The sequence below is a fragment of the Leptospira selangorensis genome (assembly GCF_004769405.1).
GTDB lineage: Bacteria > Spirochaetota > Leptospiria > Leptospirales > Leptospiraceae > Leptospira_B > Leptospira_B selangorensis.
In genome coordinates this window covers 61412-87666 of the sequence record NZ_RQES01000019.1, presented here as the reverse complement: position 1 = coordinate 87666, position 26255 = coordinate 61412, and the positions used below count along the sequence as shown (strand labels likewise).

Below are 26255 nucleotides of genomic sequence, written 5' to 3'. Positions count from 1 at the left end.
TCATAAAATTAGATTAGACACCCGCCTCTTCCGAGGATTTTTTTATAAGATCTTTTACCCCATGGAGTATGGCGGACATATTCCTTCTTTCCCTTTTTCTTTTTTTATCCAACCCATGTTTATTCAAAGCGATCTCTATCGCTATTTGTAATTCTTTTGTCTGAAAAGGTTTCAACAGATATCCATAAGGCCTCGTGGGTTTACTACGAAGAAGAGTGGATTCATCCGCGTAAGCTGTAAGATAGATCACCGGCAGATCCATTTTATCCAAAATTTCCTGGACTGTCTCTATTCCATCGTAATTTCCTCTGGATAACATGATATCCATGAGTAGAAGGTCCGGTTTATCTAAATAAACTTTTCTTAATGCTTCGTTCCCCGTAGAAGCTATACTTACAAAATCATATCCAAGATCCGACAATTTATGAAGTATATCTTTGGCTACGATACTCTCGTCTTCTACGATCAATATTTTTGCTTCGCTGGAGATCATTTTCGGACTCGGCTCCTTTCTCGAAAGACCAATGTGAACTTAGTCCCTTTGCTCCGATCCAAGATCAAACTTCCATCTATTTGCTGGGTCAAAGTATTGACCAATTGTAAACCCAAAGAATCGGTTTGTCGATAGTCAATTTCTTCCGGAAACCCTACCCCGTCATCTTCCACAGTTAAAGAATACTCTTCGTATTTAGATATAATAGAGATTTGGATTGTCCCTTCATCTCTGTCCCTAAATCCGTATTTTAATGAATTTGTGACAAGTTCCGTTACAATTAACCCGCAATGGATCGCAGTATCTAATGTTAAATGAACAGATTCCGCATGTATTTCGAATTTGATCCTGGAATTTACTCTATAAGTCCTTAGAAGATTGGTAACCAAACTGTTCAGATATTCCTGGAAGTCAGTATGGGCCAGGTCCTCATTTTGGTATAATAACTCGTGAATCAAAGCTATAGATTTGATCCTAGATTGGCAATCTTGGAACATTTCTAAAGATTTACGATCCGTTATATAGTTTCCTTGAAGACTTAGGATACTGGAAACGATCTGAAGATTATTCTTAACCCTATGATGTATCTCCCTAAGCAGAACTTCCTTTTCCTTTAAGGAAGCAGTTAATGCTTCTTCTGCTTTTTTCCTTTCCGCGATTTCAGTCATTAGCTCGTTATTAACTCTATGCAGCTCGAAAGTCCTTTCTTCTACACGTATCTCTAACTCGTCATGGCTTTGTCTCAGAAGTTCTTCTTGGATCCTTAATATTTTGTTTTTCTTATGTAGGTCTACAAATACCGCCGCCTTAGATCTTAGGATCTCCGGCGCTGTAGGTTTTACTAAGAAGTCCACTGCCCCCAAAGAATATCCTTTGAACATTCCGGTTTCGTTATTTGCATAAGCAGTAAGAAAGATGATCGGGATCTTGGCGCATTTTTCCCTTTGTCGGATCAATGCCGCCGCTTCGAATCCGTCCATTCCGGGCATTCTCACGTCCATGAATATCAATGCGACTTCGTCCGGTTCATCTAAAAGTGCCTTTAATGCTGCTTCTCCAGAACCCGCTTTGATCAAATTTAATTCGGGGCTTTTAAGAATATGCTCCATTACTTGCAGATTATCCGCATGATCATCCACTAATAAAATACTCACTTTCATTGGTTGTTCCATATCTTCTACCTGCACAACAACACCCGAAGTAAAGAAAGCAAATGGTCCACACTTACCGGCTTGGTTATATATTCGGTCGCACCGGCTTCTATACATTTTTCCCGATCCCCTTTCATCGCCTTAGCTGTAAGCGCTAAAATAGGGAGATTTGTAAATTCGACTTTTGAACGGATCACTTTCATTGCCTCGTATCCATCCATATCCGGCATCATCACATCCATAAGAACGATCTCTATATCCGGATTTTTTTCCAAAATATTAATTCCGTCTAATGCATTCTCCGCATAATGTATTTTCATCTTATGCAATTCCAACATACTCGTTAATGCGAATATATTCCTTACATCGTCATCCACTATCAGAACCTTATGCCCTTCTAGAGAATATGTATCTCCCGACTTAGAAATGGATTCAGGTTCATGCAAATGGATCTTTATCTCCTCCAAAGAACTCGCAAAAGAATTTACGAATTTTATGATATTCGAACCGTTAAAGGATAGAAGTTTCTGAAAACTTTCCGGCCCGTTCTTATCATCCGAATAGAATAGTATTAATGTTCTTTCCGGATCCAATAGAGTGATCTTAGAAACCAGATCTGAAACGGACATATCCTTAAATTCGTTACCGATCAGAATACAGTCTGGGATCTCTTTTTGCAGAATATCCATAAGTTCCCGGCCCGACTCTATACTTCTCAGAACAAGATCTTTGGAGGTAAGTTTATCCATTAAGAATTCGGAATGTTCCTTCTCTATTCCACAAACATAAATCGTTTTGTCTACTTTATGTAAATAGGTCTTGATCTTCTCGAATGCTTCGTTAAGTGATTCTATTCCTACAGGCTTTCTTAAATGAGAAATGGCTCCGATCTCCAGACTTCTCCTCCAATCATTTTCTCCTGAAAGAACATGAACCGGGAGTTGTCTGAGTTTAGGATTTCGTTTTAACCAGTTCAGGATCAAACTTCCATCCATATCAGAGAGTTGGACGTCCAACAAGACAGCGTTAAAAGAAGATTCTTGTAACGCCGATATTCCGCTCTTTCCATCCAATGCTACGGTCCCCTTGAAACCGTTACTTTTGGCTATTTCTAAAAGTGATTTCGCGAATGTTTCATCTTCTTCTATGATCAAAACCTTTTCTTTAGATTCGTTTTGTGTTTCATCTTCCAAAACTCTTCGAGTGGCCTTAATCTTACTTCTTACATAAGAATCGCCGGAACCTGACAAATCATTGTCCGGGTTCTCGGACCATTTGATCGAATCAGGTTCGATAGGATTTTCTTCTACCTGGATATAATCCAATGGAAGATATAAAGTAAATTTACTTCCTACTTCCGGCTCACTTTCCAGTTTTAATTCTCCACCTAAGATACGAGTAATCTCCTTACTAATAGAAAGCCCGAGTCCTGTTCCTCCATATTTTCTACTAGTACTTCCGTCTGCTTGCCTGAATGCCTCGAAGATCAGACCTTGCTTTTCGAGAGAGATACCTATACCAGTATCTATCACGGAGAATGCGATCACACCACCTGCTTGGCCTAAGATCTTATGATCCTTACTCCAACCCGCAGGAGAAGATTCTATTCTCAATTTTACCCCACCTTTATGAGTAAATTTGAATGCATTGGATAGAAGGTTTTGGAGGACCTGCTGTAATCTTTGCAAGTCAGTGGTGATCCTAGAAGGAAGTTCAGGATCTATTTCTACCTGGAATTTCAGATCCTTATTCCTTGCAGTTTCTCTAAAAGAACGATCTAAATATCCTCCCAATTCTTCTATAGAAACCGAATCCAGATCCACACTCATCTTACCGGATTCAATTTTAGAAAGATCTAATATATCATTAATCAATTGTAATAGATCGTTTCCGGAACTGTGGATTGTTTTTGCGTATTCAGTCTGTTTTTCAGATAGGTTCTTACTCTCGTTATCATACAATAATCGAGAAAGGATCAACATATTATTCAAAGGAGTCCTTAATTCATGGGACATGTTCGCCAAGAACTCCGATTTGTATCTGGAAGTGAGTGCAAGCTGACGAGCCTTTTCCTCTAAGGAATGCCTTGCTTGTTCTACCTCTCTGTTTTTTCTTTCTACCTCGCTATTCTTTTTAGCGAGTAGTCTTGCTTTTTCCTCCAACTCTTCGTTCTTTTCCTGCAACTCTTCCCTTTGGTCTTTGAGCATATCCTCGGAGGCCTTCAGAGATTTGGCCTGTTCTTCCAGACGTTGGTTGGTATTGGTCAATTCTTCTTGTCGTCCTTGCAACTCTTCCGTTAAAGTTTGAGATTGGATCAGAAGTTCTTCCGTTCTCATACCCGCGGCAATCGTGTTCAATACGATCCCGATACTTTCAGTCAACTGATCCAAGAAGTTCAAATGGATGGGAGTAAAGTTAGAGAAGGAAGCAAGTTCGACCACTGCCTTCACTTCTCCCTCGAATAACACCGGTAAAACGACTATATTGATAGGGGGCGCCTCTCCTAAAGCCGAATTGATCATGATATAACTAGAAGGGACTTGAGTAACAAGTATCCTTTCTTTTTCCAAGAAACATTGGCCTATCAGACCTTCTCCCGGATAAAAACGATTGGATACGTTTTTTCTTTCTTGGTAGGCATAACTTACAAGTAGTTTGAGTAGAGGACCTTCTTCCACATTTTCTGTGATGAAGAATGCTCCATGTTGTGCGGAAACAAGAGGCGCAAGTTCGGATAAGATAAGTTTACTTACGTTGACTAAGTTTCTTTGTCCTTGTAATAACCTTGTGAATTTTGCAAGGTTTGTTTTTAACCAGTCTTGCTCAGTGTTGATCCGAGTGGTTTCTCTTAAGTTTCGGATCATTTCGTTAATATTATCCGATAAGGCTGCTACCTCTCCTGCCGCTTGGATGGTTACTGTTCGAGAGAGATCTCCCTTGGTCACACCTGTTGCCACTTCTGCGATCGCCCTTACCTGAGTGGTTAGGTTTGATGCAAGCTGGTTCACGTTATCGGTAAGGTTTCTCCAAAGACCCGCAGCACCAGGCACACTCGCCTGGCCTCCTAATCTTCCTTCGATACCCACTTCTTTTGCAACCGTAGTTACCTGGTCCCCAAAGAGTCCTAATGTATCGATCATATCGTTGATCGTATCCGAGAGTTCTGCAATCTCTCCTTTTGCTTCTAAATATAACTTTTTCTTTAAGTCTCCGTTCGCAACAGAAGTCACAACTTTTGCGATACCCCTTACCTGGGTGGTGAGATTATTCGCCATGAAGTTCACACTATCTGTTAAGTCTTTCCAAGTTCCCGCTACTCCTCGAACGTCCGCTTGTCCACCCAGTTTACCTTCTGTTCCTACTTCTCTTGCAACCCTGGTCACCTCGGAAGCAAATGAATTCAACTGATCCACCATTGTGTTGATGGTATCCTTTAACTCTAGGATCTCTCCTTTAACATCCACTGTGATTTTCTTGGACAAGTCACCACGAGCAACTGCAGTAGTAACTTCTGCAATATTACGAACCTGGCCTGTAAGGTTGGAAGCCATCGAGTTCACACTATCCGTTAAGTCCTTCCAAGTCCCTGCAACTCCTCGAACATCAGCCTGTCCACCTAACTCTCCTTCGGTCCCCACTTCTCGCGCAACCCGAGTTACCTCGGAAGCAAATGAATTCAACTGGTCCACCATCGTGTTGATGGTATCCTTGAGTTCGAGGATCTCTCCTTTAACATCCACTGTGATCTTTTTGGATAAGTCACCACGAGCTACCGCTGTAGTAACTTCGGCAATATTACGCACCTGGCCGGTAAGGTTGGAAGCCATCGAGTTCACACTATCCGTTAAGTCCTTCCAAGTTCCCGCAACTCCTCGAACGTCCGCTTGCCCTCCAAGTTTACCTTCCGTTCCTACTTCTTTCGCAACCCGAGTTACCTCGGAAGCAAACGAGTTCAACTGATCCACCATCGTGTTGATCGTATTTTTGAGTTCTAAGATCTCTCCTTTAACATCCACTGTGATCTTTTTGGATAAGTCACCTGTCGCAACCGCTTTGGTAACCTCTGCAATATCACGAACCTGACCTGTTAAGTTACCAGCCATGAAGTTCACACTATCTGTTAAGTCCTTCCAAGTTCCCGCAACTCCCCGAACGTCGGCTTGTCCTCCAAGTTTACCTTCAGCACCTACCTCTCTCGCAACCCTGGTTACCTCGGAAGCGAATGAGTTCAACTGGTCCACCATTGTATTGATCGTGTTTTTAAGTTCTAGGATCTCTCCCTTAACATCCACTGTGATCTTTTTGGATAAGTCACCAGTCGCAACTGCAGTAGTAACTTCTGCAATATTACGAACCTGGCCGGTCAAGTTAGACGCCATCGAGTTCACACTATCTGTTAAATCCTTCCAAGTTCCCGCAACTCCCCGAACGTTCGCCTGCCCACCCAGTTTACCTTCTGTTCCTACCTCTCTCGCAACCCTGGTTACCTCGGAAGCGAATGAGTTCAACTGGTCCACCATTGTGTTGATGGTATCCTTTAACTCTAGGATCTCTCCTTTAACATCCACTGTGATCTTCTTAGATAAGTCACCGGTTGCAACCGCAGTAGTAACTTCTGCAATATTACGAACCTGACCGGTAAGGTTAGACGCCATCGAGTTTACACTATCTGTTAAGTCCTTCCAAGTTCCCGCCACACCCTGCACATCCGCCTGTCCACCCAGCTTACCTTCCGTTCCCACCTCTCTCGCAACCCTGGTTACCTCGGAAGCAAATGAATTCAACTGGTCCACCATAGTGTTAATGGTATCCTTTAACTCTAGGATCTCTCCTTTAACATCCACTGTGATCTTTTTGGATAAGTCTCCACGAGCTACCGCTGTAGTAACTTCTGCAATATTACGAACCTGACCGGTAAGGTTGGAAGCCATCGAGTTTACACTATCCGTTAAGTCTTTCCAAGTTCCCGCAACACCCTGCACATCTGCCTGACCACCTAATGCCCCTTCTGTTCCTACCTCTCTTGCAACCCTGGTTACCTCGGAAGCAAATGAATTCAACTGGTCCACCATTGTGTTGATCGTGTTTTTGAGTTCTAAGATCTCTCCTTTAACATCCACTGTGATCTTTTTGGATAAGTCACCACGAGCTACCGCCGTAGTAACTTCGGCAATATTACGAACCTGGCCTGTAAGGTTAGACGCCATCGAGTTCACACTATCTGTTAAGTCCTTCCAAGTTCCCGCAACCCCTCGAACGTCCGCCTGTCCACCTAACTCTCCTTCGGTTCCTACCTCTCTTGCAACCCTGGTTACCTCAGAAGCGAATGAGTTCAACTGGTCCACCATGGTGTTGATCGTGTTTTTGAGTTCTAAGATCTCTCCTTTAACATCCACTGTGATCTTTTTGGATAAGTCACCACGAGCTACTGCAGTAGTAACTTCTGCAATATTACGAACTTGGCCTGTAAGGTTGGAAGCCATCGAGTTCACACTATCTGTTAAGTCTTTCCAGGTTCCCGCAACTCCTCGAACGTCCGCTTGTCCACCTAGTTTACCTTCTGTTCCTACTTCTCTCGCTACCCTGGTTACTTCGGACGCGAATGAGTTCAACTGATCCACCATTGTGTTGATCGTGTTTTTGAGTTCTAAGATCTCACCCTTAACATCCACGGTGATCTTCTTAGATAAGTCACCGGTCGCAACTGCCTTGGTAACCTCTGCAATATCACGAACCTGGCCGGTCAAGTTAGACGCCATCGAGTTCACACTATCTGTTAAGTCCTTCCAAGTCCCTGCAACCCCTCGAACGTCGGCTTGTCCTCCAAGTTTACCTTCTGTTCCTACTTCTTTCGCAACCCTGGTTACCTCGGAAGCGAATGAGTTCAACTGGTCCACCATGATGTTTACGATCTTTGCGGTTCTAAAAAATTCTCCCTTAAGAGGTCTTCCCTCTATTTCCAAAGACATGTATTGAGAAAGGTCACCACCTGCTACTGCTCCGATCACTCTCATCACTTCGGTATTCGGTTGTACCAAGTTTCCGATCAGAGAGTTGATTGAATTCATACAAGTTCCCCAAGAACCCGTTGAAGAAATCCCGCTTACCCTTTGGGAAATTTTACCTTCTTGTCCTACCTCGTTACTGATCCGTTCAAACTCTTTGACCATTCTATCGTTTTGGTCCATGATATCGTTTAATAAGTCTGAAATTTTACCGGCGATCCCCACATGATCCAAAGGCATTCGTTTGGAAAAGTCACCTCGCTTAAATGCAGTGAGAACTTCCAATAATTGTTTCGGATTTAGAGAATCTTTATCTTGTTTGGGATCTATAGTTGAGGCATTCTTCATGTCAGGACCTGAACCTATAACAAAAGGTTAATGGGCACGAAGAAGAATGATGACGTAAAATGAATGGAATAACAACAAAAATTATTTCATAAATAGATCGTACGGATTAAGTTAAACGAGGAATTTTTCTGTCACAAGAAATGTGACAGAAATGAAAGGACATTACAAAAACAAGTTATTCCGATCCTGAAAGTCTATTCTAGTAACTTATGATCGTAAGCGTAACGAACAAGCTCTTGTGTGGATTTTAAACTCATCTTCTCGAAGATCCTAGCTCTATATGTGTTTACTGTATTCACACTTAAACCTAGATCTTCCGAAATAGATCGAACGTTTTTACCTTTTACCAAAAGCATAAGTATCTGGAACTCTCTTTCTGAAAGAGTTTCATGAGGAAGTCTGTCCGTTGGTTTGGAAAGTTCTCTTACTAACATCTCTGTTGCTTCCGGACTAATATATCTGGCTCCATCAATTACCTTACGCACCGCAGAGATCAATTCATCCCCTGCGCTTGCCTTAGTGATATAACCGGAGGCTCCCGCTTTTAATGCGCGTACTGCAAATCTATCTTCCGGATACATACTTAGGATCAGAACCCTTGTGTCGGGAGAAAGTTTATGAACATATTTTAATATATCCAAACCGCTCATCATCGGCATATTAATGTCCAAGATCAGAACCTGCACGGATTGACCGGCTAGATAATCCAAAACCTGTTGACCGTTTTCCGCCTCGTAAACGATCTCTATATCTTCCTCCTCCGAAAGGATCTTTCGTAAACCTTCTCGGATCAATAAATGATCATCCGCGATCAATGTGGAAATCATAGGAAATCCTCCTTATTTCGATTTGAGATTGGTATTTTTACGATCACACTTGCGCCCTTCCCTGGCCCACCGGAGATGGAAACTTCTCCGCCTAAAACTACTGCTCTTTCTCTCATCCCGATCAGTCCGAGTGACTTAGATTGATTCATCTTTTTAGGATCTATTCCTATTCCATTGTCCTGGATTTTCAGAATTAGAAATCGACCTTCTTCCAGACAGGAAACCTGAATAGAACTCGCCTTTGAATGCCTTGCTGCGTTAGTTAATGCTTCTTGAAAAATACGGAATAATGCGATAGATGCGTCTTTCTCCAGAGATAGAATTCCTACTGGGATCCTGATTTCGCAGCGAATTCCTGTTCTTTTTTCAAAATCTTTGGCATACCACTCAATTCCTTCTAATAAGCCCAAATCCTCTAAAATTAAGGGTCTAAGTTCGGTGGCGATCCTTTGTACTGATTCGATACCTGAGTCAGCCACTTTGATCATGGATAGAAGTTCAGACACTACGGAATCGGAGCTCTTAGACTTTTGAAAATTATTTTTTAATAATGTAAGATCTATTTTAAGAACAGTTAATAATTGCCCTAATTCGTCGTGGATTTCTCTTGCTACGAGTAATCTTTCTTCTTCCCTTACCTCTTGTAGCCTGGCGGATAATGCTCGTAGCTGCTCGCCTGAGGTTTTAAGATGATTCTCTGCATCCCTTCTTTCAAATACCCTTCCTATCTGAGAGCTGATATGAGAAACAGCTTCAAAAAAAGAAGGGTCAGTAGATTTATTTCCCGAATAAAATTCGAGAACACCTACCAGATTTTCTTTTACTAAGATAGGGATCCCAATCGCTTCTTCGACCCCCGCTTTGAGTGAAAGTTCTTTTATATCTCCTTTTAAATAAGAAGGAAAGTTTTCGAGTAGTATAGGTTTTCTACCGCTTCTAACTCTTTCGGTAAGAATGGATTCTTCTTTTTTGGATTTGCTTCTTAATAAATTCCTAAACTCTTTCAGGAATTTTTCTTCTCTGGAGAAGGAGATGGACGAATATTCCGGCCTTTCAGATTCTTCCAACACTAAACATACAAGACCCAATTTCCAATCTGCAATCGCACAAATCCGATCAACGGAAAATTGAAGTACTGATTCTACATCATTTGCTTCGTTTGCGGCAGTGGCCACTTGTTGTAGAAGATTCAGAACGGAGATCTTTTTTAAAAGTTCGTCTTTAGTGTTTTGATCTTCCGGATTAGATCTATCAATAGGATCATCGTTAGAAAATCCTTCGGATTCGCGAGGAAAAGGTTCGGAGAAGGAACCGTAACTCGGCTCTTGGTCGATATTCGAAAAGCCTTGCACCCCGCGATTATCTAATTAAAATTTTCATCTTTCAATCCGTTTTTTCGCCTAACAGCAAAGAAAAAGAAAATAGTAATGTAATAGATCGAAAGATTTATCTGGATAAATAGAGTGGAATATTCCTATTTTTTAAAGAATAAATGGATATAAGAGGACTTTACCTCTTTTAGAGAAAACTCCAGACCGAAATCTTCCTTTCTTTCTCTAAGTTTCTGATACAAAGCTCCACCGTTATATAATGCTTCAATTTCTAAAACAATCCCATCATTCCGGTCGGAGCCGGAGGTTTCGTTTACCCTATTGACTCCTTGGATTGTTCTTATAATTCCGAGCACATCCTTATCCAAATAATCATTATAACTCAATCCTTCCATTTTGATCCGGATCAGATTCCCGGGTTTCCATTTATCGGAGATTTGTTCTTTTATTTTTGGATACGCCTTTTCCACCGATCTTTTGATAGATTCCTGGATCCCGGTATTCGGATTTATATGAGGAGAAACTCCTGAAGAATTATCCGCTGCGATGATCCGAGCGGTATTTACGTCAAAAATTTTGAATCTAAGAACGGATTGGTAAGAATGAAGATTTGTATCTTCTATCTTTCCTAGATCAGTGACCTCTGTTTGGCCTACGAGTAAAATTTCCGCTTCCGACTCTGAGGCCAGAGATAATATTTTATCCTCAAAGGAGTGTTCGGAAAAAGTGCTCGGTTCCTTCTTCCCTTCTTTATAAAGAATACGATAGAATTGTTTTTTATCTAAAAAATCGAAATCCGAAAAAACTCGTATGATCTCATTCTCAGTGATCCCGACCTTTTCTCTTATATTTTTTTTTCCTAATATTCTTTCTTCTATGAATACTAAAAATTTGGGCTTTCCAATATCTTTATATCTCTCTTTCAAAGCGTCTTGGACTGCTTTTTGGTTCACTTTTCCTTTTGCATCTATCTCTAAGATACCATTAACTAATTTACGAGTGGGACCAATTTTAGAATATTCCAACACGAATCCTTCGACGGAAGAATTTACAATAGTTTCCTTCAATTTGCCGCTGACGACCTGAGAAGATCCTTGGACAAATTCTCCCAATCCATTCTCCAGAATTTTTCGTTTCGCGTTTAATTCTAATTCTTCTTCATTTTTGCCCTGAACGTTTTGTACATACACAAACTCATCTTTTGGATCTTTTACGGAAGAAAGGCAGGAAATTAAAAATACAAGGGTGAAAGATAAGGAAAACGGAATAATCTGAGAGAATTTGAATTTCATACGATCGAAAGGAGATTCGATTTATTGGACCCGGTTTTCCAGCCTTCCGTTTCCTAAAGAAAGGATTAGAAGGCTTGGAAAAAATTTTAATTTAACCCAGTTTGGTCTCTATTTGGATAGGATGGGTCAGGGTTTTGTGAACTGGGCAAGCATTTGCAACTTGTAAAAGTCTTTCTCTTTCCTGCTCGCTCAAATTGCCCGTTAATATTACAGTCCTTTCAATCTCAGTATGATCTGTCCATTTGGTGAGATTTAATTCTACAATCACTTCTTTCAGATCCATCTTCTTTCTTTGGGCATACATTCTGACAGTGATGTCGGTACAAGCTCCCAAGGAAAGAAGAAGGTATTCATGTGGAGAAGGTCCCAGATCTCCTCCTCCATCTTCTTTAGATTCGTCCGCGATTACTTCGTGGTTCTTACTACGAAGGATCGTTTTATAATTTTCCGGAGTGCTGAGTACTGTTACTTCTATGTCGCTCATAAAGTAAAGAGGATAAGAAATCTACTTTTAAATGCAATCTTAAATCGTATCTAGAATTTTCAGAGAAGAAGAGTTTCGCTTCTTCCCTGAAATATAAGCTTATTAGGTTTCTGAAGCGAGAGCCGCTTCGGATTCACTCTTAGCAGGAGCCGGATGTTTAGAAGAAACGTATTCATTCACCTTATACATGATGGCAACAGTGATCAGAATGGCTACAACCACAACATAACCCAAGTTTGGATATCCTTGGATATATCCGCTAGGAGTTTGGACAACGATCAGTCCAGCCGCGTAAGAAGCAATTCCACCGGATAACTGCTGCAGAGAAGAGCTAATCGCCATATAAGCGCCTCTATCTCTAAGCTCAGGCATCGCAGAATTCAATGCTTGAGCAGAGATCACTCTACCCGTAATCACCACGAATAACGCAGAGTTGATCAATATTACAAACCAAAGAGGAGTAATTCCCATAGCAGTGTAATAGAAAAGTATCCCGCAAGCAATTAGAGAGGAGATAAGGAACACAGGATATTTTCCGAATTTGTCCGCTGCTCTACCGATCAAAGGACCTGCTGCCATACTCACGACCCCGGTCACAAAATATACCAAAGGAAGATCTTCTAAAGTAATTCCTAAATTATGAACACTGAATGCAGAACCGAAAGGCATAAGCATATAACCACCGGTCGCAAGGAGCATCGTTGCTAAAAATCCAGGAAGATAATTCGAATTTCCTGCGGTTGTAGCCAAATGTTTGATCGCTCTATTTTCAGTTCTTTCACTCAGGTGAGAAACGATCGGTTCCAACTTAATTAGAGCCGCAACTCCCACAAGACCGCTAATAATAGCAATCATCCAGAAAGGAGACTGCCATCCCCAAAGGTTAGAAAAGAAGACTCCGATCGGAAGACCGAAAACTTGACTGGCCGCAAATGCAGTCATCACAAGTCCCATCACTCTTCCTCTAGCTTCCATTGGAAATAGATCCGCAATGATCGCAAAGCTGATAGAAGCGATTACCCCGCCGAAAAGACCTGTTACAATTCTTGCAAATAGTAGAAATTCGTAATTTGGTGCGATCCCACAAAGAACAGTTCCTAAAACAAAACCGGTATAAAAGAATAGAAGCATCTTTTTACGATCGAATCTGTCCGCAAAACCGGCAGCCAAGATCCCGGAAATCCCCGCGCTAAATGCATAAGCGGAAACTACCAAACCGAACTTGGTTGTGGATATTTTCAGTTGATCCATGACCTGAACTCCTAATGGAGATAAGATCATAAAATCAAGAACCACCGTGAATTGGATAAATGCCAATAAGGCTACTACAAAGATTTGGTATTTACTAAACGTAAATTTCATATTAATTCCTTAAAATCAGGACCTCAGAACGGATCGTGGGAAATTCATTCTAGCTTGTTTCAAAACGTTTCCCCACCAATACAATTCATTCAATAATTTCTCAGCCGAAGATGAGTAACGAAATTCCTCTGTAGGTCTTCCGTTATGGAACCTGGCATGAGCCCAATGAAAACTAACACAGTCTCGAATGGTGGTCATTCTCAATTCCGCAAATACATTACGAAGTTGCTCCACCGCTCTTAAACCGCCGGAACTTCCTCCATAGGAAACAAATCCAAGAGGCTTCGCATTCCATTCTTCATGAAGTGAGTCAATTGCCAACTTTAAATATGCAGGATATCCGTGGTTATACTCCGGTGTAATAACTACAAAAGCATCCGCTTCTGCTATTCTGTCCGAGAATAAAGGAAGATCCGAGTCCATATTCTTTGACATGTCCCAAGGCAAAGAAAATTCAGAAAGATCTATTAAATCAGTCTCGAATCTGTAATCTTGTTTAGAGATATCTTCGAACCATTTCGCTACAGTTTCTCCGAATCTACCCTTTCTAGTACTAGCTAATATAATTCCTAATCTCAGGCCGGAGCCGGTACTGATCTTTTCTAATAACATTATAGAACACCCTTTCTTTATTTAGTTCACGATATTCTACAAGTTAAAGTGAACTTGAAGTAAAGAGTTTGAGGCGGTTTTTTTACGATTTTTCCTGAAAAAATTCGAAAATGTTTGTGCTTAGAATGATGTTTAGATAAAATTCATACTTAAAGTTCACTTTAAGTTTAGATTTGGGAGAATATGGTGGATAAGGATGAATTTTTAAGTATCGGGCAGGTATCCAAAAGAAGCGGGGTCGCTTCTTCTGCATTACGTTTTTATGAAGAAAGAGGACTGATCCGTTCCGTAAGAGCAGGTTCCGGGCATAGACAATATCCAAGACATGTTTTGAGAAGGATCGCTTTCGTAGTATTTGCACAAAGAGTAGGACTCTCCTTGGATGAGATTGCTGCAGAGATCGCGAAACTTCCCGAAGATCATACTCCCAACGGGCAAGATTGGTCCAAACTTTCTAAAACTTGGAGTTTACGTATAGAGGAGAAGATAGCGGAACTTCACAGATTGAAGAACGGACTTTCTGTTTGTATCGGTTGCGGTTGCCTTTCCCTACTTACATGTAAATTGGCAAACCCTCAAGATAAGTTAGGAAGATATGGAAGCGGCCCTTTACGCTGGATGGGCAAACCTAAAAAACAAAATTAAATTTCTTGGATCTGAGGAAGTGTAATATAGAAGGTTGCACCCTTGCCCACTTCGCCTTCCGCCCAAACTTTTCCACCATGCCTAGTAATAATCCTATGTACGATTGCAAGCCCGATACCTATACCTTCGAAGTCCCTATTATCATGTAATCTCTGAAATACTCCGAAAAGTCTATTCTGGTATTTCATATTAAAACCGGCGCCGTTATCCTTTACGAAGTAAACATTCTCTCCATTCGATTGGTTACATCCTATTTCAACGATCGGTTCCTCTTTTTTAGATGAATACTTGATTGCGTTAGATATTAGATTAACGAAAACCTGTGAGAGTAATGATACGTCCCCGAGCGCCGGAGACAATTCACCCACCAGTATCTTAGTTTTTCCATTTTGCGCATGCGATTGGAGTTCGTATAATGTATGCTGCACCAATTCCGAAATATTCACAATCGTTTTGGTGATCTCTTTTTTACCCGTTCTGGAGAGTAAAAGAAGACTATCTATCAGCTGATCCATCTTCTGAGTACTCCCGACGATCACATCCAATAAATGTTTCGCGTCCTCGTTCAGATCCTTGATATGATCTTCATGAAGAATTTTAGCAAAACCTTCGATAGCGCGTAATGGTCCTCTCAGATCATGAGAAACGGAATAACAGAATGCATCCAATTCCTTGTTCGCATTTTCCAATTCGTCGTTTTTTTTCTTTAGATCCTCATTCAGGATATGAAGTGAAATTTCCTGCAAATGTTTATCTACGAAAAACTTTACCTTGTTCCTGAGTATCTGAGGTTCGAAAGGTTTCGTAATAAAGCTGAACGCACCTCTTTCATAACCTTTAAATACGTTCAGGTTATCCGTATATACTGCTGAGATAAAAATAAAGGGAAGTCTTGCAGTCTTCTCCTCTTCTCTTAAAATACTCGCAAGTTCGTATCCGTCCATTTCCGGCATTTGAATATCCAATAATGCCAAAGCAAAATCATTATGTAATGTTGCCTTTAAAGCCTCGTTACCGCTCAAGGCACGGATCAACTCCACATCCAGGTCCTTTAAAACAGTTTCCAAAGCCACAAGATTTTCCGGTCTATCATCTACGATCAGTATTTTAGGTCTGGTATTCATCGGCTTACCTGCTCAACCAAACTCTCATCAAAGAAAGTAACCTTTCTACATCTACAGGTTTGGAGATATAATCGTTTGCACCTGCATCTATACATTTTTGCCGATCATCTTTCATCGCTTTGGCAGTAAGAGCAATGATCGGGAGTTTATCGTATTTTCTTTCGGATCGGATCCTTCTCATAGTTTCGTAACCGTCCATCTCCGGCATCATGATATCCATTAGAACAATATCCATATCCTGCTGAGAATCCAGAGAGCTTAGGGCAGTGTTTCCGTTATCCGCCTTATAAACTTCCATCCCTCTATCCTTTAGAATTTTGGATAACGCGAATACGTTTCTCATATCATCATCTACGAGAAGGACTTTCTTTTTTTGAAAGATCGCTTCCTTATCGTATAGATTGTTTATGATCTTTTGTTTTCCTTCCGGAAGTTTACTGATGGTCCTATGCAGGAAGAGTGCTGTCTCATCCAAAAGTCTTTCTTCCGATTTAACTCCCTTAATGATGATACTCTCCGCATACTTTTGAAGTTCCGCATTCTCTTCCCGAGTAAGCTCTTTGCCCGTATAAATAATGATCGGAGGCATCGTCTGGCCTTTTATCTTCTCAAGTTCATAAATAAGTTCGAATCCGCTCATATCCGGAAGACCTATATCCAGGACTATACAATCGAAATAATTTTCCTGGTAAGCCTTGAGCGCATCCTTACCATTACTCGCTTCGAAACATTTTACGTCCCCGTTTCCTATCAACTTTCTCATCGCCACTCTGGAATTATCGTCGTCCTCAATGATTAGTAGATTTTTCATCTTTCGATTAATGAAATTCTCTATTCTATTGAACGCTTCTTCCAATTCCTTTTTGTTTACAGGCTTAACTAGATATTCCACCGCCCCCTCTTTGATCGGATCAATGGAATACTCATTTCCAGAAATGACATGAACCGGGATATGCCGAACTTTCGGATTAGATTTGAGTTCGTTCAGGACCGTATTTCCGTTTATTCCAGGAAGATTCAGATCCAAAATGATTGCGTTAGGTAAATATTTTTCGGAAAGAATCAGTCCGTCTTCTCCCGTAGAAGCAGATAGACATTTAAAATCCTTATCATGAGCCTGCTTGATCAGAACGGATGCAAATTTTAAATCGTCTTCTATGATAAGTACTACTTTATCATTTTCTGAAATACTTGATCTATCGTCCTCCGCACTCGGAGAATTGATAAATCGGACTTTTTTAGGAATCGGATCCGGCACTTGTTCTGTTAAATGAACTTTCCTTTCGGCCGGAGAAGGTACATTTTCCGGTTTCATCTCTAAAGGTAATAAAAGAGAAAATACGGATCCCTGATTCACCTTACTTTCCAAACTGATATGGCCTCCTAAAATTTTAGCCAATTCTCTGGAGATAGATAATCCAAGACCTGTTCCACCGTATTTACGAGAAGTGCTTCCATCCGCTTGCTGGAATGCCTCGAATATCGACATTTGTTTTTCTTCCGGGATGCCGATCCCTGTATCTGAAACTGATATTAAGATTTTTTGATATCCATCCGGACGGATCTCCAGGCTAATCTTTCCTTTTTCCGTAAATTTTAAAGAATTGGATAATAGATTTTTTAGAATTTGGTTCAAACGTTGGGGATCCGTAGAAATATATTCCGGACAATCCTCCGAAACGGTGCCGATCAAACTTAATTCCTTTTTATCCGCCTGGTGTTTAAAATCCTTTAGCAAAGAATCCACAAATTTTCGGACGGAGATTTTCTCCACATTAACCTGCATTTTTCCGGATTCAATTTTAGAAAGATCTAATACTTCATTTATAAGTACCAATAGATCTTGTCCGCTTTTATAGATGATATTCGCGCTTTCCACCTGATCAGTACTCAGGTTCTTTTTATTGTTTTCGGAAAGATCCTTGGAAAGGATCAAAAGGCTATTCAACGGAGTTCTTAGTTCATGGGACATGTTGGCCAAAAATTCCGATTTGTATTTACTACTGACCTCTAATTGTCTGCTTTTTTGTTCTATATCCGATCTTGCAGCCTCCACTTCCTTATTTTTTATTTCCAAAGCTTGGGTCTGCTCTTCTAATTCTTCGTTAGTGATCCTAAGTTCTTCTTGTTGTTGCCTTAAAACTTGAGTCTGTTCCTCAAGCTCTTCATTCATTTGTTTTAATTCTTCTTGTTGGCTTTGGAGTTCCTCACTTTGGGCTTGGGTTTCTTCGAGTAACTCTTGGATTTTCTTCCTGGAAATTGCGGAGTATACGCTTATCCCGATATTCTCCATACAGTTTTGGCAGAATTCCACCTCCAGTTCTGTGAACTGGCTCAATTTTCCGATCTCGACCACTCCTAAAGTTTGTCCTTCGTATAAGAACGGGATCACTAACACATTCGTCGGCTTAGTATCTAATAATGAAGACATCACTCTTATCTGTTCTTCTTTTAGATCCGTTAATAGAATTGTTTTTTGTTCGAAAGCTGCCTGGCCAACTAGGCCTTCTTTTAGAGAAAATTTTTCGGAAGTTTTTCCACCGCTAAAAGCATACTCTCCGATCAATTTAAGAGACTTATCTCTTTCATCCAAAAGATAGATCACACCTACTCGGACTTCCAAATAATTTCCCAAAAAGGTGATGGTTCCCTGAGCGAGTTCTTCTATACTTTGATCTCCCCTTAATTTTTCATTCAATTGATTTTGGCCTTGGGTCAACCAATTATGCCTATCGTTCTCGGAGGTTGTAAGACGAAGTGCTTGGGTCATCTTCATCAATGCCGTTCCCAAAATATCCTTTTCGGATCTGGGAACTAAATCTATGGAATAATTTCCGGAAGCCACAGTGTTTGCATTATGCGCAACTTCTTTAAAACTTTCGTTTACATTCACTAAAGAATCGAAGATCAATTTTAATTCGTCCTTAGTCGGATCTTCCAATTTCTGATCCGTAAATTCCCTTCCTGCAATTCTTTCCGCCTCATTTGCAATAAAAGTAATCCTATCGGTTATAGTTCTTACGATCCAAAGGAAAATGGAAATAACGATTATGACGGAAACAATAATTAAGAAGATCAAAAAGTAGAATGTATATTGAAAATCAGATATATTTTTCTTTTTCTCCTGATCCATCAGCTTTTCATTCCGTTCTACAATACGAGAGAATTGTTTCGTCGCAAGATCGCGAACGATTAGCCCTTCTCCCGCTGAGATCTCGAACGCTTTGTCATTCTGATTTTTAAGTGCGAAAAAAATGATCTGTTCTTGGTATTTTTTTAATCGTTTCCAACTTTCCTTAAATTCTTCCAACAAGACCTTCCCTTCTGTGTCGGATAACTCGGTTAATTGTACAATTTTATCATCTACTGTATCACTGGCCTTCTGAAAACGGTCTTTAAAATAGAGCATCTCCGCATTGCGTCTCTCTATAATTATATTCTTTTCGTGACGAGTGGAATCAAGTAAGGCGATCATTATCTCGTTCGACAAATTTACTCTTTTAGCGGAACCGTCTACGATCCTCACTAAACGATTATTAGATTCCGAAAACTGATTGATCACAAATACGGAAGTACCCGCGAATATGGCGAGTAAAACTGAAAAACCTAAAGAAAGTCTGGCACGGATCGTTAAGTTTTTGAAATCCACTTCAATCACTCTCGCTTAATTTGATTAATAATTTCTGTATCTCTTCCAAAGGAAGAATATAATCCACGGAAGTAGTGGAGATCGCATGTGCGGGCATAGCGGATGATTCTGCGGTTTCAGGGTCTTGTACGATCGTCAGTCCACCTTCTTCTTTTATTTTTTTCAGACCCAAGGCACCATCGGAATTGGAGCCTGTCAAAATAAGCCCGATCAATTCTTTTCCATAAACTTCCGCAGCAGATTCAAAAAGTACATCTATGGATGGTCTTGCAAAATTCACCTTTGCTTCAGTACTTAGGGAGAATGTTCTATCTTGTTCTACTAATAAATGATAATTTGCGGGAGCCAAATAAATAGTCCCTCTTTCGATACTTTCCTTTTCGTCTGCTTCTTTCACGAATAATTTGCAGACCTTATCCATACTCTCTACCCAATATCCATCCGAACGGGGGCTAACATGTTGTACGATCACTATCGGGATAGGATAATTCTGAGGCAAAGATGGTAGAATTTTCCCAAGAGCATTCAATCCTCCAGAAGAAACTCCGATTACAATTGCACCGTATCGCATAAATTAATTTAAAAATCCTTAATACTTCTTCTTAAATATTTTCTGCCTTGGGTCCAACTCTTGGTATACATCTTTCAGTTCGCTGAAATACATCCCTTCCTTAGAACCCAAACAAAGAACTCCACCATTAATCAAACTTTCATAAAACATACGATGCACCTTATTCTGAAGTTCTCTTTTAAAATATATAAGCACATTCCTACACAATATCATATGAACCTCGGCAAACACGCTATCTGTGACCAGATTATGATTTGCCCAGACTATATTTTTTTTGAGATTTTTATTCATGATCGCCATATTCTCGTCGGCGGTATAATAATCCGAAAAAGACGCCCTTCCCCCCGAAGCTTGGTAATTGAAAGTATATTCCTTTATTAGATTATTCGAAAATATACCTTGTTTAGCATCGTCTAAAGCTCTCTGATTGAAATCGGTCGCGTAAATCGTTGCTCTCTCCATAAGCCCCTCTTCCGTCAGAAGGATCGCCATGGAATATGCTTCTTCGCCAGTGGAACAGCCTGCATGCCAGATCTTTATGAAAGGATATGTTTTTAAGATGGGGATGATCTTTTCACGAACGGATCTATAAAAATTCGGATCTCGGAACATCTCCGTCACTGTAATGGACAGATCATGCAAAAGATCGTTCGCAAAACTCTCATTGTGTAGAAGTTGAAACTGCATCTCCGAAACCGTATTATATCCTGATAATACCATCCGATTCGTGATCCTGCGTTTTATATGAGCATCTGAATATTGCCTAAAGTCGTACCCGTATTTCTGATAGAGAGCCTCCAATAATAAATCGATCTCTATCTCAGTACTATCCTTAGCTGCCATACTTTAATATTTTATAAAACTTCCCTGAGCCAAACCGAGGGGATATTCTACGGTTTTTGGGAAACTGAAAGCAACTATTTATTTCAAATTCGGGTCAAAATAACCCAAATTATGCAATTTTATGCTAAAAATGAAAAGTAGAACGGATCAATAGATCCCGTCTGAATCGTAAAAAAACGATGCTCCGGGCATAATATAAACTTCCGTCAAGGTTTGTTTGGAATGATGACTCATTTGCCCCAGATCTATATTCGGGAAACGTAATAAATAATCGTTGGTAGAGACTGTTCCAATAGTATCCCCAACGTACATGGAATAACTTCTGGTAATATCTTGGCGGATCATTCCTATATCAAGACTAAACCTACAATATCTGAACGAGGACTCGAACATAAAGATAGTACCTTTATCGGAGACCTTACCTCCATAAGCCGGAACTGAAATACTATAAGTTCCAGGCCCTCCGGAAATCGATTCTTGCAAGACCTGAATACCTATCGCTGAAAAATCGCCTTTTCGATCCAAATATTCCAAACGAGAACGGATCTCCCACCATTCGGTAATTTTGAATTTCAAATAGATCCCGGGAAGAATTCCTTTCATAGAAAAATTGGATTCTACATTTCCCCCGACAGACCAGGTTGCTTTATCCGGAACAGGAGCGCCAGGGCGAGAAGTAGAATAAGATCCGTAAGAGCTAGTATCCTGCTCCGTATATCTATGAAAATTTACGGACGGTCCGATCCTAAATCTGGAAGTAAAAGGATGAATATAAGAAAATCTTAAATGATCACTTATTCCATCAAATCTTAATAATCGATTTCCTTCGAATGCGGAAGCCCAGTATAGATCCGTCCTAGGAGTGATAAAATTCGTAGAGGCAGGTTCTTCTTTACCATATTTTCCTAATGAAGAATTTCTGGCAGATTGGATCTCGAAACGATTTTTCCATCCGTAACTGATATCCCAAGCCTGGGTTTGGACTCCCAAAGATTTTGCTTCTTTATAGGGAAAAGAAGGAGGAGAATCAGCATCCACTATATTCCTAAGTATTGAATCCTTAGACCAAGCCGGTCCAGTCTCGTTCAATATCGCAGGAGAAAGATTTCCAATCCCTGCACCTACTCGGAACATCAATCTATGTTCGAAAACCTTGCTAAATTTATCGTTAGGATCGTTAAACCAGGAAGAAGTTTCCTTAGCGGTCTCTTCCTGCTTCGGAACGGAAGGAGGCTGTTCCGTTTTTTCCGGCTCTTGGGAAAAATTCGGACCTACAAAAGAAAAAAATAAGAATAAACTTAATAAAATTCTAAAATTCGAAATCATAAAGAATCTCATTCGAATCCCCTTAGTATACGATCCGAACCGTTCCGACATAAATCTCGGTTCTTCGATTCTTTTTTTCAGAGAAGAAGGTATCAACGATCTTACGCAGGTCCGCGTATCCATCTACTTCCTTAAACCTTTCTTCTCCAATTTCATGGGATTGTTTAAGTTCTTGTTTTACTGCCTGGGATCTTTCCTTACTTAATTTCAGGTTTGAAGTAAAGGAACCGGGAGTATCCGTATGTCCTCCGATCCTTACATTTGTTTCAGGATAAGCAACTAACGCGTCAGCAATTTTAGAAATAAGGTCCCTTGCTTTAGGAGTTAATGTGGATCTACCTGAAGGAAATGCAACGTCCCCATCTATGACGATCAAAAGTTCTTTTAACTTTTTATCTTCTTCTATACGTTTAAGCTCGACTCCCGGGGCTTTTAGGCCTTCTTCCGTTTGTTCGAATGTGGTTCCTGAATACTCAAACGCTTTTTTTAAACCTCGATACATGATCTCCATATAATTAGGAGTTCCTAAATCGTCCAAAGAACCTTCGCTTAATTTACCTAACGCTTCTTCTTTGGAATTTGCGGGGATATCATCTTCCGGAACACATCCACAGAATTTTTGAAATGATTTAGACTCGACGATGGCATATCTAGTCCGAGCACAATCCAGGAAGAAAAAAGATATAATTAGGAAGAGTAAAAAAGATATGCGAGAATTAATAATCACCACTCGAATACGGTTTTAAGAAGAAAGTTATGACCCTTGTGCAGGAAACATCTCGGACAAGATACTACTTTTTTATAATATTCGCGAAGTCTTATGTAAGTTTTAATATTTTATTAAAAACGAAATCATCTCTTGGCACTTAAGGAACAGTCTAAAACTTTTTTCCGAAATTTTTGAAAAAGATTAGAGTTAATATCTATTTGAGAATGCCTAGTCTTAATCCTATAAACACAACTGGACCAAGGTCGATGAAACGAATCCGCAAAAGGTATCCAATTTCCATCTTTATTCTTTCGGTTTTACTTTTGCTCCAATGTAAGGGTTCGACGAATTCTTTGGATTATATACTCTCCGGGGTAAGTGAAAAATTTCCCCAAAGTGCAAACGGGGTTACCGTTTCTTCTCCCAATTATTCCTATGTGGTTCCTGAAAATCCCACAAACGGGACCTTGGACCTAGAGATCCGATTAAACAAGATACCTACGGCAGATGTGACCCTGCCTCTTAGTTTGAGCCATACGGATCGGGCAACAATTTCTGTCCCTACGGTAACTTTTACCGCCAGCAACTGGGATTCTCCTCAGACAATCACGATCACTGGTATAGACAATTTAGCTGTAGAGGGAAATAAGGATATTTCTCTTTATGTAGGCAAAGCAACTAGTGAGGACAAATCCTATAACGGTCTTTATACACCTTCTATCGGAATTACCGTAATTGATGACGATTCCTATAGCATCGTAGTTTCTCCCAAAAAAGATCTGATCACTACCGAAAAAGGGAATACCGCCAGTTTTGCCGTGGTCCTGAGTAAGGCGCCTTCCGGCAATGTTGTAATTCCTAGTATCCAAAGTTCCGATTTGACGGAAGGAACCGTATCCCCTTCTTCTTTAACATTTACCAGCGGGAATTTTAATACTCCTCAGGTAGTAACGATTACCGGAGTGGACGACGTTCTGACAGACGGAAACATCCAGTATAAGATCAACCTAGGAAACTCCACTAGTTCCGATTCAAATTATAATAATTTAATATTACCTTCTGTTTTCGTTACGAATATAGATTACGAGGAACCTGCTATAATAGTCACACCGACTACTCTGAATATCAACGAGGCAGGAGCCGCTAAAACATTTACGGTTACTTTGACTGTAGAACCTCCAGGTAATGTAACTATACCTGTTTCCAGTTCGAATCCATCCAGAGCGAGCGCAGATACTTCTCTACTTACGTTTACTCCTGCAAATTATAATACTCCTCAGACGGTTACGGCCACTCCTGTGAACAACCAAATTGCAGACGGAAATGTGATCGTAAATATAATCTTAGGAACTGCAACGGATTACGGTAATGAAAATCCTCCTGATGTGAAAGTAAATATCACCGATGATGATAGCCCAGGGATCACAGTTTCAACATTAAGCACAAATACGAACGAAGCAGGACAAAACGCATTTTTCACAGTGGTTCTCACAAGTGAACCTACATCTAATGTTACCGTTTCCTTTAACGAAAAGAAAGATTCCGTAAATTCAAATAACAAAGAAGGTACGATCGACCAAACTCAGGTTACATTCACCCCTTCCAACTGGAACACACCTCAGTCGGTCGTGGTCACCGGAGTGGATGATGATGTGATGGATGGGAATGTGCAGTACCAGATCGGAGTGAATAAGGCAACAAGTTCCGATTCCAAATATAATAATAAAACTCCTAGTCCGAATTTTGTTACCGTAAACAATTTGGACGATGACACTGCTGGTTACGTGATCTTTGCAAATGGAATTACCACTCTTACCAGTAATTCTTCCGTTTCTATCAACGGTTTTGCAACTGATGATTCCGCAAAATTAGATCCTCAAACCTATTCCAAGTTCACCATTCGATTGAGGTCCCAACCTCTTTCTAATGTTACCCTGAATCTTTCCAGCGGAAGTACGACTAGCGATGGAGTTTTAAATACTTCTACTTTAGTTTTCACTCCTTCTAAAAACGTAGCGGGAGGATGGAACCAAGACAGGGAAATTACCGTAACAGGAAGTTCGAATGGTGTTAACGAAGGAAATCACGATTATACTGTTTCAACTTCTACTACAACTACAGATAGTAAGTATGGAAGCAGTACATTCGTTAAAAATCCTTCTTTCGTGTATTATAGTTGTGATAATGATGTTTCCAATCTTATCTCTTCTTGCAGAAGGTCCGGAGGTTTCTCTACGAGTGAAGGAGGAGGAACTGCTACGATCTATCTGATTACACAGTCTTCTCCAAGTTCCACCGTAACTGTCCCTGCTTCGAGTGATGATACTACTGAGGGAACTGTGACGGCTTCGGCAAGCATCACTTCAGGGAACTGGAACACAATGATCTCTTCCGGAACGAATAAGATCGTAGCGACCGGTGTGGATGATGCTCTCGTAGATGGAAATGTATTATACAATATAATTTATGGCGCGGCCAGCGGTGGATTAACATATACTGCACCTTCTACCCCTATCCGAAATATAGACGATGAACAAGTATTAACATTCTCGAATATAAGCGGGGATACGAGCGAAGACGGAACAACTGCGACCTTTAAAGTAAAACTGGGACTTTCCTCCCCGCCTACCGGAGATGTTACTTTCACTCTTTCCTGTAAATCAGGAAGCACAGAATGTGCAAGTGTGAGCCCTACAAGCCTGACATTTACCTCTTCCGATTATAATGTGAATAAAACGATAACGATCACGGGTAAGAACGATAATAGAGTGGATGGCACCCAAAGTAGTTGTGTATCTTTCAGTCTTCTCACGAGTAGTGATGCGACTTTCGACCAGTACCAACCTCCTGATTATTGTGGAGTCCAAAACCTAGACAATGATAAGTTGATTTGGGTGACTTCGCTCACTAAGAGCGGAAACTTGAACTCAGGCATGACTGTTGCGGATGATAGTTGTAATGATGGAGCTGATCCGAATAAACCAACGGATATGGGAAGTGCCACATATAAGGCTTTGATCGTAGATGGTTCCACAAGAATAGCCACTACAACCGGAACGAATGCGGCCGGCCAAACGAATTGGGTTCTGGATGCAAGCAGGGATTATTATCTAAAGTCAGGTAGTTTACCTTATTCTAATAAAGTATTTACCACGAATTCTTTCAAACTTTTCAGCTTTGGAAGTTTAACTACTGCATTCAGCGGAAGCGGATCTGATTCTTTCTGGACGGGTTTGAATTCGAATTGGACCACTGCGAGTAACCATTGTAATATGTGGACGGATGATATCACTTCTGGGATCACTGGACAGTACGGTATCGGAAATGCTATAGGATCCGGGGCAATCAGTTCCGGAAATGATAGCTGTTCTGTTTCCAAAAAGTTCATCTGCGTCCAACAATAAGAAGAAGGCTCTCTACTCTTAAAGACCGGAGGGCCATCTTACACATTCTTAAAAATCGAAAATTTCTTTAGACAGAACC

Annotated in this window: 17 protein-coding genes; 2 read left to right on the top strand and 15 right to left on the bottom strand. The window is 40.5% G+C overall.

From position 1 onward, the window contains the following. Window positions 1-13 precede the first annotated feature (13 nt). From EHO58_RS15545 to EHO58_RS15505, 9 genes are all read right to left on the bottom strand, one after another. Entirely contained in the window at window positions 14-493 is a 480-nt protein-coding gene (locus tag EHO58_RS15545) for a response regulator (protein WP_135627181.1), read from the bottom strand. Continuing rightward, window positions 490-1665 (bottom strand): sensor histidine kinase, encoded by a 1176-nt coding sequence (locus EHO58_RS15540; RefSeq protein ID WP_244241206.1) that lies wholly within the window; start codon window positions 1663-1665, stop codon window positions 490-492. Before EHO58_RS15540 ends, EHO58_RS15545 begins: the two co-directional genes overlap by 4 nt. A gap of 5 nt (window positions 1666-1670) precedes the next feature. Continuing rightward, complete coding sequence (locus EHO58_RS15535) at window positions 1671-7997, bottom strand: HAMP domain-containing protein (protein WP_135680534.1); 6327 nt, start codon at window positions 7995-7997, stop codon at window positions 1671-1673. Between the two features lie 194 nt (window positions 7998-8191). Beyond that, window positions 8192-8824 (bottom strand): response regulator, encoded by a 633-nt coding sequence (locus EHO58_RS15530; protein WP_135627183.1) that lies wholly within the window; start codon window positions 8822-8824, stop codon window positions 8192-8194. Next, on the bottom strand, window positions 8821-10176 hold the full coding sequence (locus tag EHO58_RS15525; RefSeq protein ID WP_135627184.1) for a GAF domain-containing sensor histidine kinase: 1356 nt from the start codon (window positions 10174-10176) through the stop codon (window positions 8821-8823). Before EHO58_RS15525 ends, EHO58_RS15530 begins: the two co-directional genes overlap by 4 nt. Window positions 10177-10298: 122 nt before the next feature. After that, window positions 10299-11447: a hypothetical protein gene (locus EHO58_RS15520; protein ID WP_135680533.1), complete on the bottom strand. Its 1149-nt coding sequence runs from the start codon at window positions 11445-11447 to the stop codon at window positions 10299-10301. Window positions 11448-11538: 91 nt separating this feature from the next. After that, entirely contained in the window at window positions 11539-11931 is a 393-nt protein-coding gene (locus tag EHO58_RS15515) for an OsmC family protein (protein ID WP_135627186.1), read from the bottom strand. A 102-nt stretch (window positions 11932-12033) separates the two neighbouring features. Beyond that, on the bottom strand, window positions 12034-13293 hold the full coding sequence (locus EHO58_RS15510) for an MFS transporter (protein WP_135680532.1): 1260 nt from the start codon (window positions 13291-13293) through the stop codon (window positions 12034-12036). A gap of 15 nt (window positions 13294-13308) precedes the next feature. Continuing rightward, window positions 13309-13905, bottom strand: a complete 597-nt coding sequence (locus EHO58_RS15505; protein ID WP_135627188.1) for an NADPH-dependent FMN reductase — start codon at window positions 13903-13905, stop codon at window positions 13309-13311. A gap of 183 nt (window positions 13906-14088) precedes the next feature. On the opposite strand from EHO58_RS15505, the gene soxR reads away from it, so the two are divergent. Further along, window positions 14089-14550 carry a redox-sensitive transcriptional activator SoxR gene (soxR, locus tag EHO58_RS15500; RefSeq protein WP_244241205.1) on the top strand — a complete coding sequence of 154 codons (462 nt, stop codon included), beginning with the start codon at window positions 14089-14091 and terminating at the stop codon, window positions 14548-14550. Here the strand turns inward: soxR and EHO58_RS15495 are convergent. The 6 genes from EHO58_RS15495 to EHO58_RS15470 form a co-directional block, all read right to left on the bottom strand. Beyond that, window positions 14547-15674 carry a sensor histidine kinase gene (locus EHO58_RS15495; protein ID WP_135627189.1) on the bottom strand — a complete coding sequence of 376 codons (1128 nt, stop codon included), beginning with the start codon at window positions 15672-15674 and terminating at the stop codon, window positions 14547-14549. The two genes, soxR and EHO58_RS15495, sit on opposite strands and share 4 nt — an antisense overlap. 4 nt (window positions 15675-15678) lie before the next feature. Next, entirely contained in the window at window positions 15679-19323 is a 3645-nt protein-coding gene (locus EHO58_RS15490) for a response regulator (RefSeq protein WP_135680821.1), read from the bottom strand. A gap of 1 nt (window position 19324) precedes the next feature. Next, window positions 19325-19894, bottom strand: a complete 570-nt coding sequence (locus EHO58_RS15485; RefSeq protein WP_135680531.1) for a chemotaxis protein CheB — start codon at window positions 19892-19894, stop codon at window positions 19325-19327. An 18-nt stretch (window positions 19895-19912) separates the two neighbouring features. Next, a complete protein-coding gene (locus EHO58_RS15480) occupies window positions 19913-20737 on the bottom strand; it encodes a CheR family methyltransferase (protein ID WP_135627192.1) in 825 nt (274 codons plus the stop codon). 147 nt (window positions 20738-20884) lie between these two features. Further along, window positions 20885-22075, bottom strand: coding sequence for a hypothetical protein (locus tag EHO58_RS15475; RefSeq protein ID WP_135680530.1), 1191 nt, complete (start codon window positions 22073-22075; stop codon window positions 20885-20887). 10 nt (window positions 22076-22085) lie between these two features. Next, the gene (locus EHO58_RS15470; protein ID WP_244241204.1) at window positions 22086-22790 is read right to left on the bottom strand and encodes an OmpA family protein; all 705 of its coding nucleotides are present in this window, start codon (window positions 22788-22790) and stop codon (window positions 22086-22088) included. A 248-nt stretch (window positions 22791-23038) separates the two neighbouring features. On the opposite strand from EHO58_RS15470, the gene EHO58_RS15465 reads away from it, so the two are divergent. Beyond that, window positions 23039-26176, top strand: a complete 3138-nt coding sequence (locus tag EHO58_RS15465) for a DUF1554 domain-containing protein (RefSeq protein WP_167483227.1) — start codon at window positions 23039-23041, stop codon at window positions 26174-26176. Window positions 26177-26255: the final 79 nt, after the last annotated feature.

What these genes read in the sequence shown, in the direction of transcription:
- EHO58_RS15505 (WP_135627188.1), bottom strand. Translation starts at nt 13,905, where the DNA reads ATGTTATTAGAAAAGATCAGTACCGGCTCCGGCCTGAGATTAGGAATT.
- EHO58_RS15520 (WP_135680533.1), bottom strand. Translation starts at nt 11,447, where the DNA reads ATGAAATTCAAATTCTCTCAGATTATTCCGTTTTCCTTATCTTTCACC.
- EHO58_RS15495 (WP_135627189.1), bottom strand. Translation starts at nt 15,674, where the DNA reads ATGAATACCAGACCTAAAATACTGATCGTAGATGATAGACCGGAAAAT.
- EHO58_RS15530 (WP_135627183.1), bottom strand. Translation starts at nt 8,824, where the DNA reads ATGATTTCCACATTGATCGCGGATGATCATTTATTGATCCGAGAAGGT.
- EHO58_RS15515 (WP_135627186.1), bottom strand. Translation starts at nt 11,931, where the DNA reads ATGAGCGACATAGAAGTAACAGTACTCAGCACTCCGGAAAATTATAAA.
- EHO58_RS15510 (WP_135680532.1), bottom strand. Translation starts at nt 13,293, where the DNA reads ATGAAATTTACGTTTAGTAAATACCAAATCTTTGTAGTAGCCTTATTG.
- EHO58_RS15535 (WP_135680534.1), bottom strand. Translation starts at nt 7,997, where the DNA reads ATGAAGAATGCCTCAACTATAGATCCCAAACAAGATAAAGATTCTCTA.
- EHO58_RS15540 (WP_244241206.1), bottom strand. Translation starts at nt 1,665, where the DNA reads ATGGAACAACCAATGAAAGTGAGTATTTTATTAGTGGATGATCATGCG.
- EHO58_RS15485 (WP_135680531.1), bottom strand. Translation starts at nt 19,894, where the DNA reads ATGCGATACGGTGCAATTGTAATCGGAGTTTCTTCTGGAGGATTGAAT.
- EHO58_RS15480 (WP_135627192.1), bottom strand. Translation starts at nt 20,737, where the DNA reads ATGGCAGCTAAGGATAGTACTGAGATAGAGATCGATTTATTATTGGAG.
- soxR (WP_244241205.1), top strand. Translation starts at nt 14,089, where the DNA reads ATGGTGGATAAGGATGAATTTTTAAGTATCGGGCAGGTATCCAAAAGA.
- EHO58_RS15465 (WP_167483227.1), top strand. Translation starts at nt 23,039, where the DNA reads ATGAAACGAATCCGCAAAAGGTATCCAATTTCCATCTTTATTCTTTCG.
- EHO58_RS15545 (WP_135627181.1), bottom strand. Translation starts at nt 493, where the DNA reads ATGATCTCCAGCGAAGCAAAAATATTGATCGTAGAAGACGAGAGTATC.
- EHO58_RS15475 (WP_135680530.1), bottom strand. Translation starts at nt 22,075, where the DNA reads ATGAGATTCTTTATGATTTCGAATTTTAGAATTTTATTAAGTTTATTC.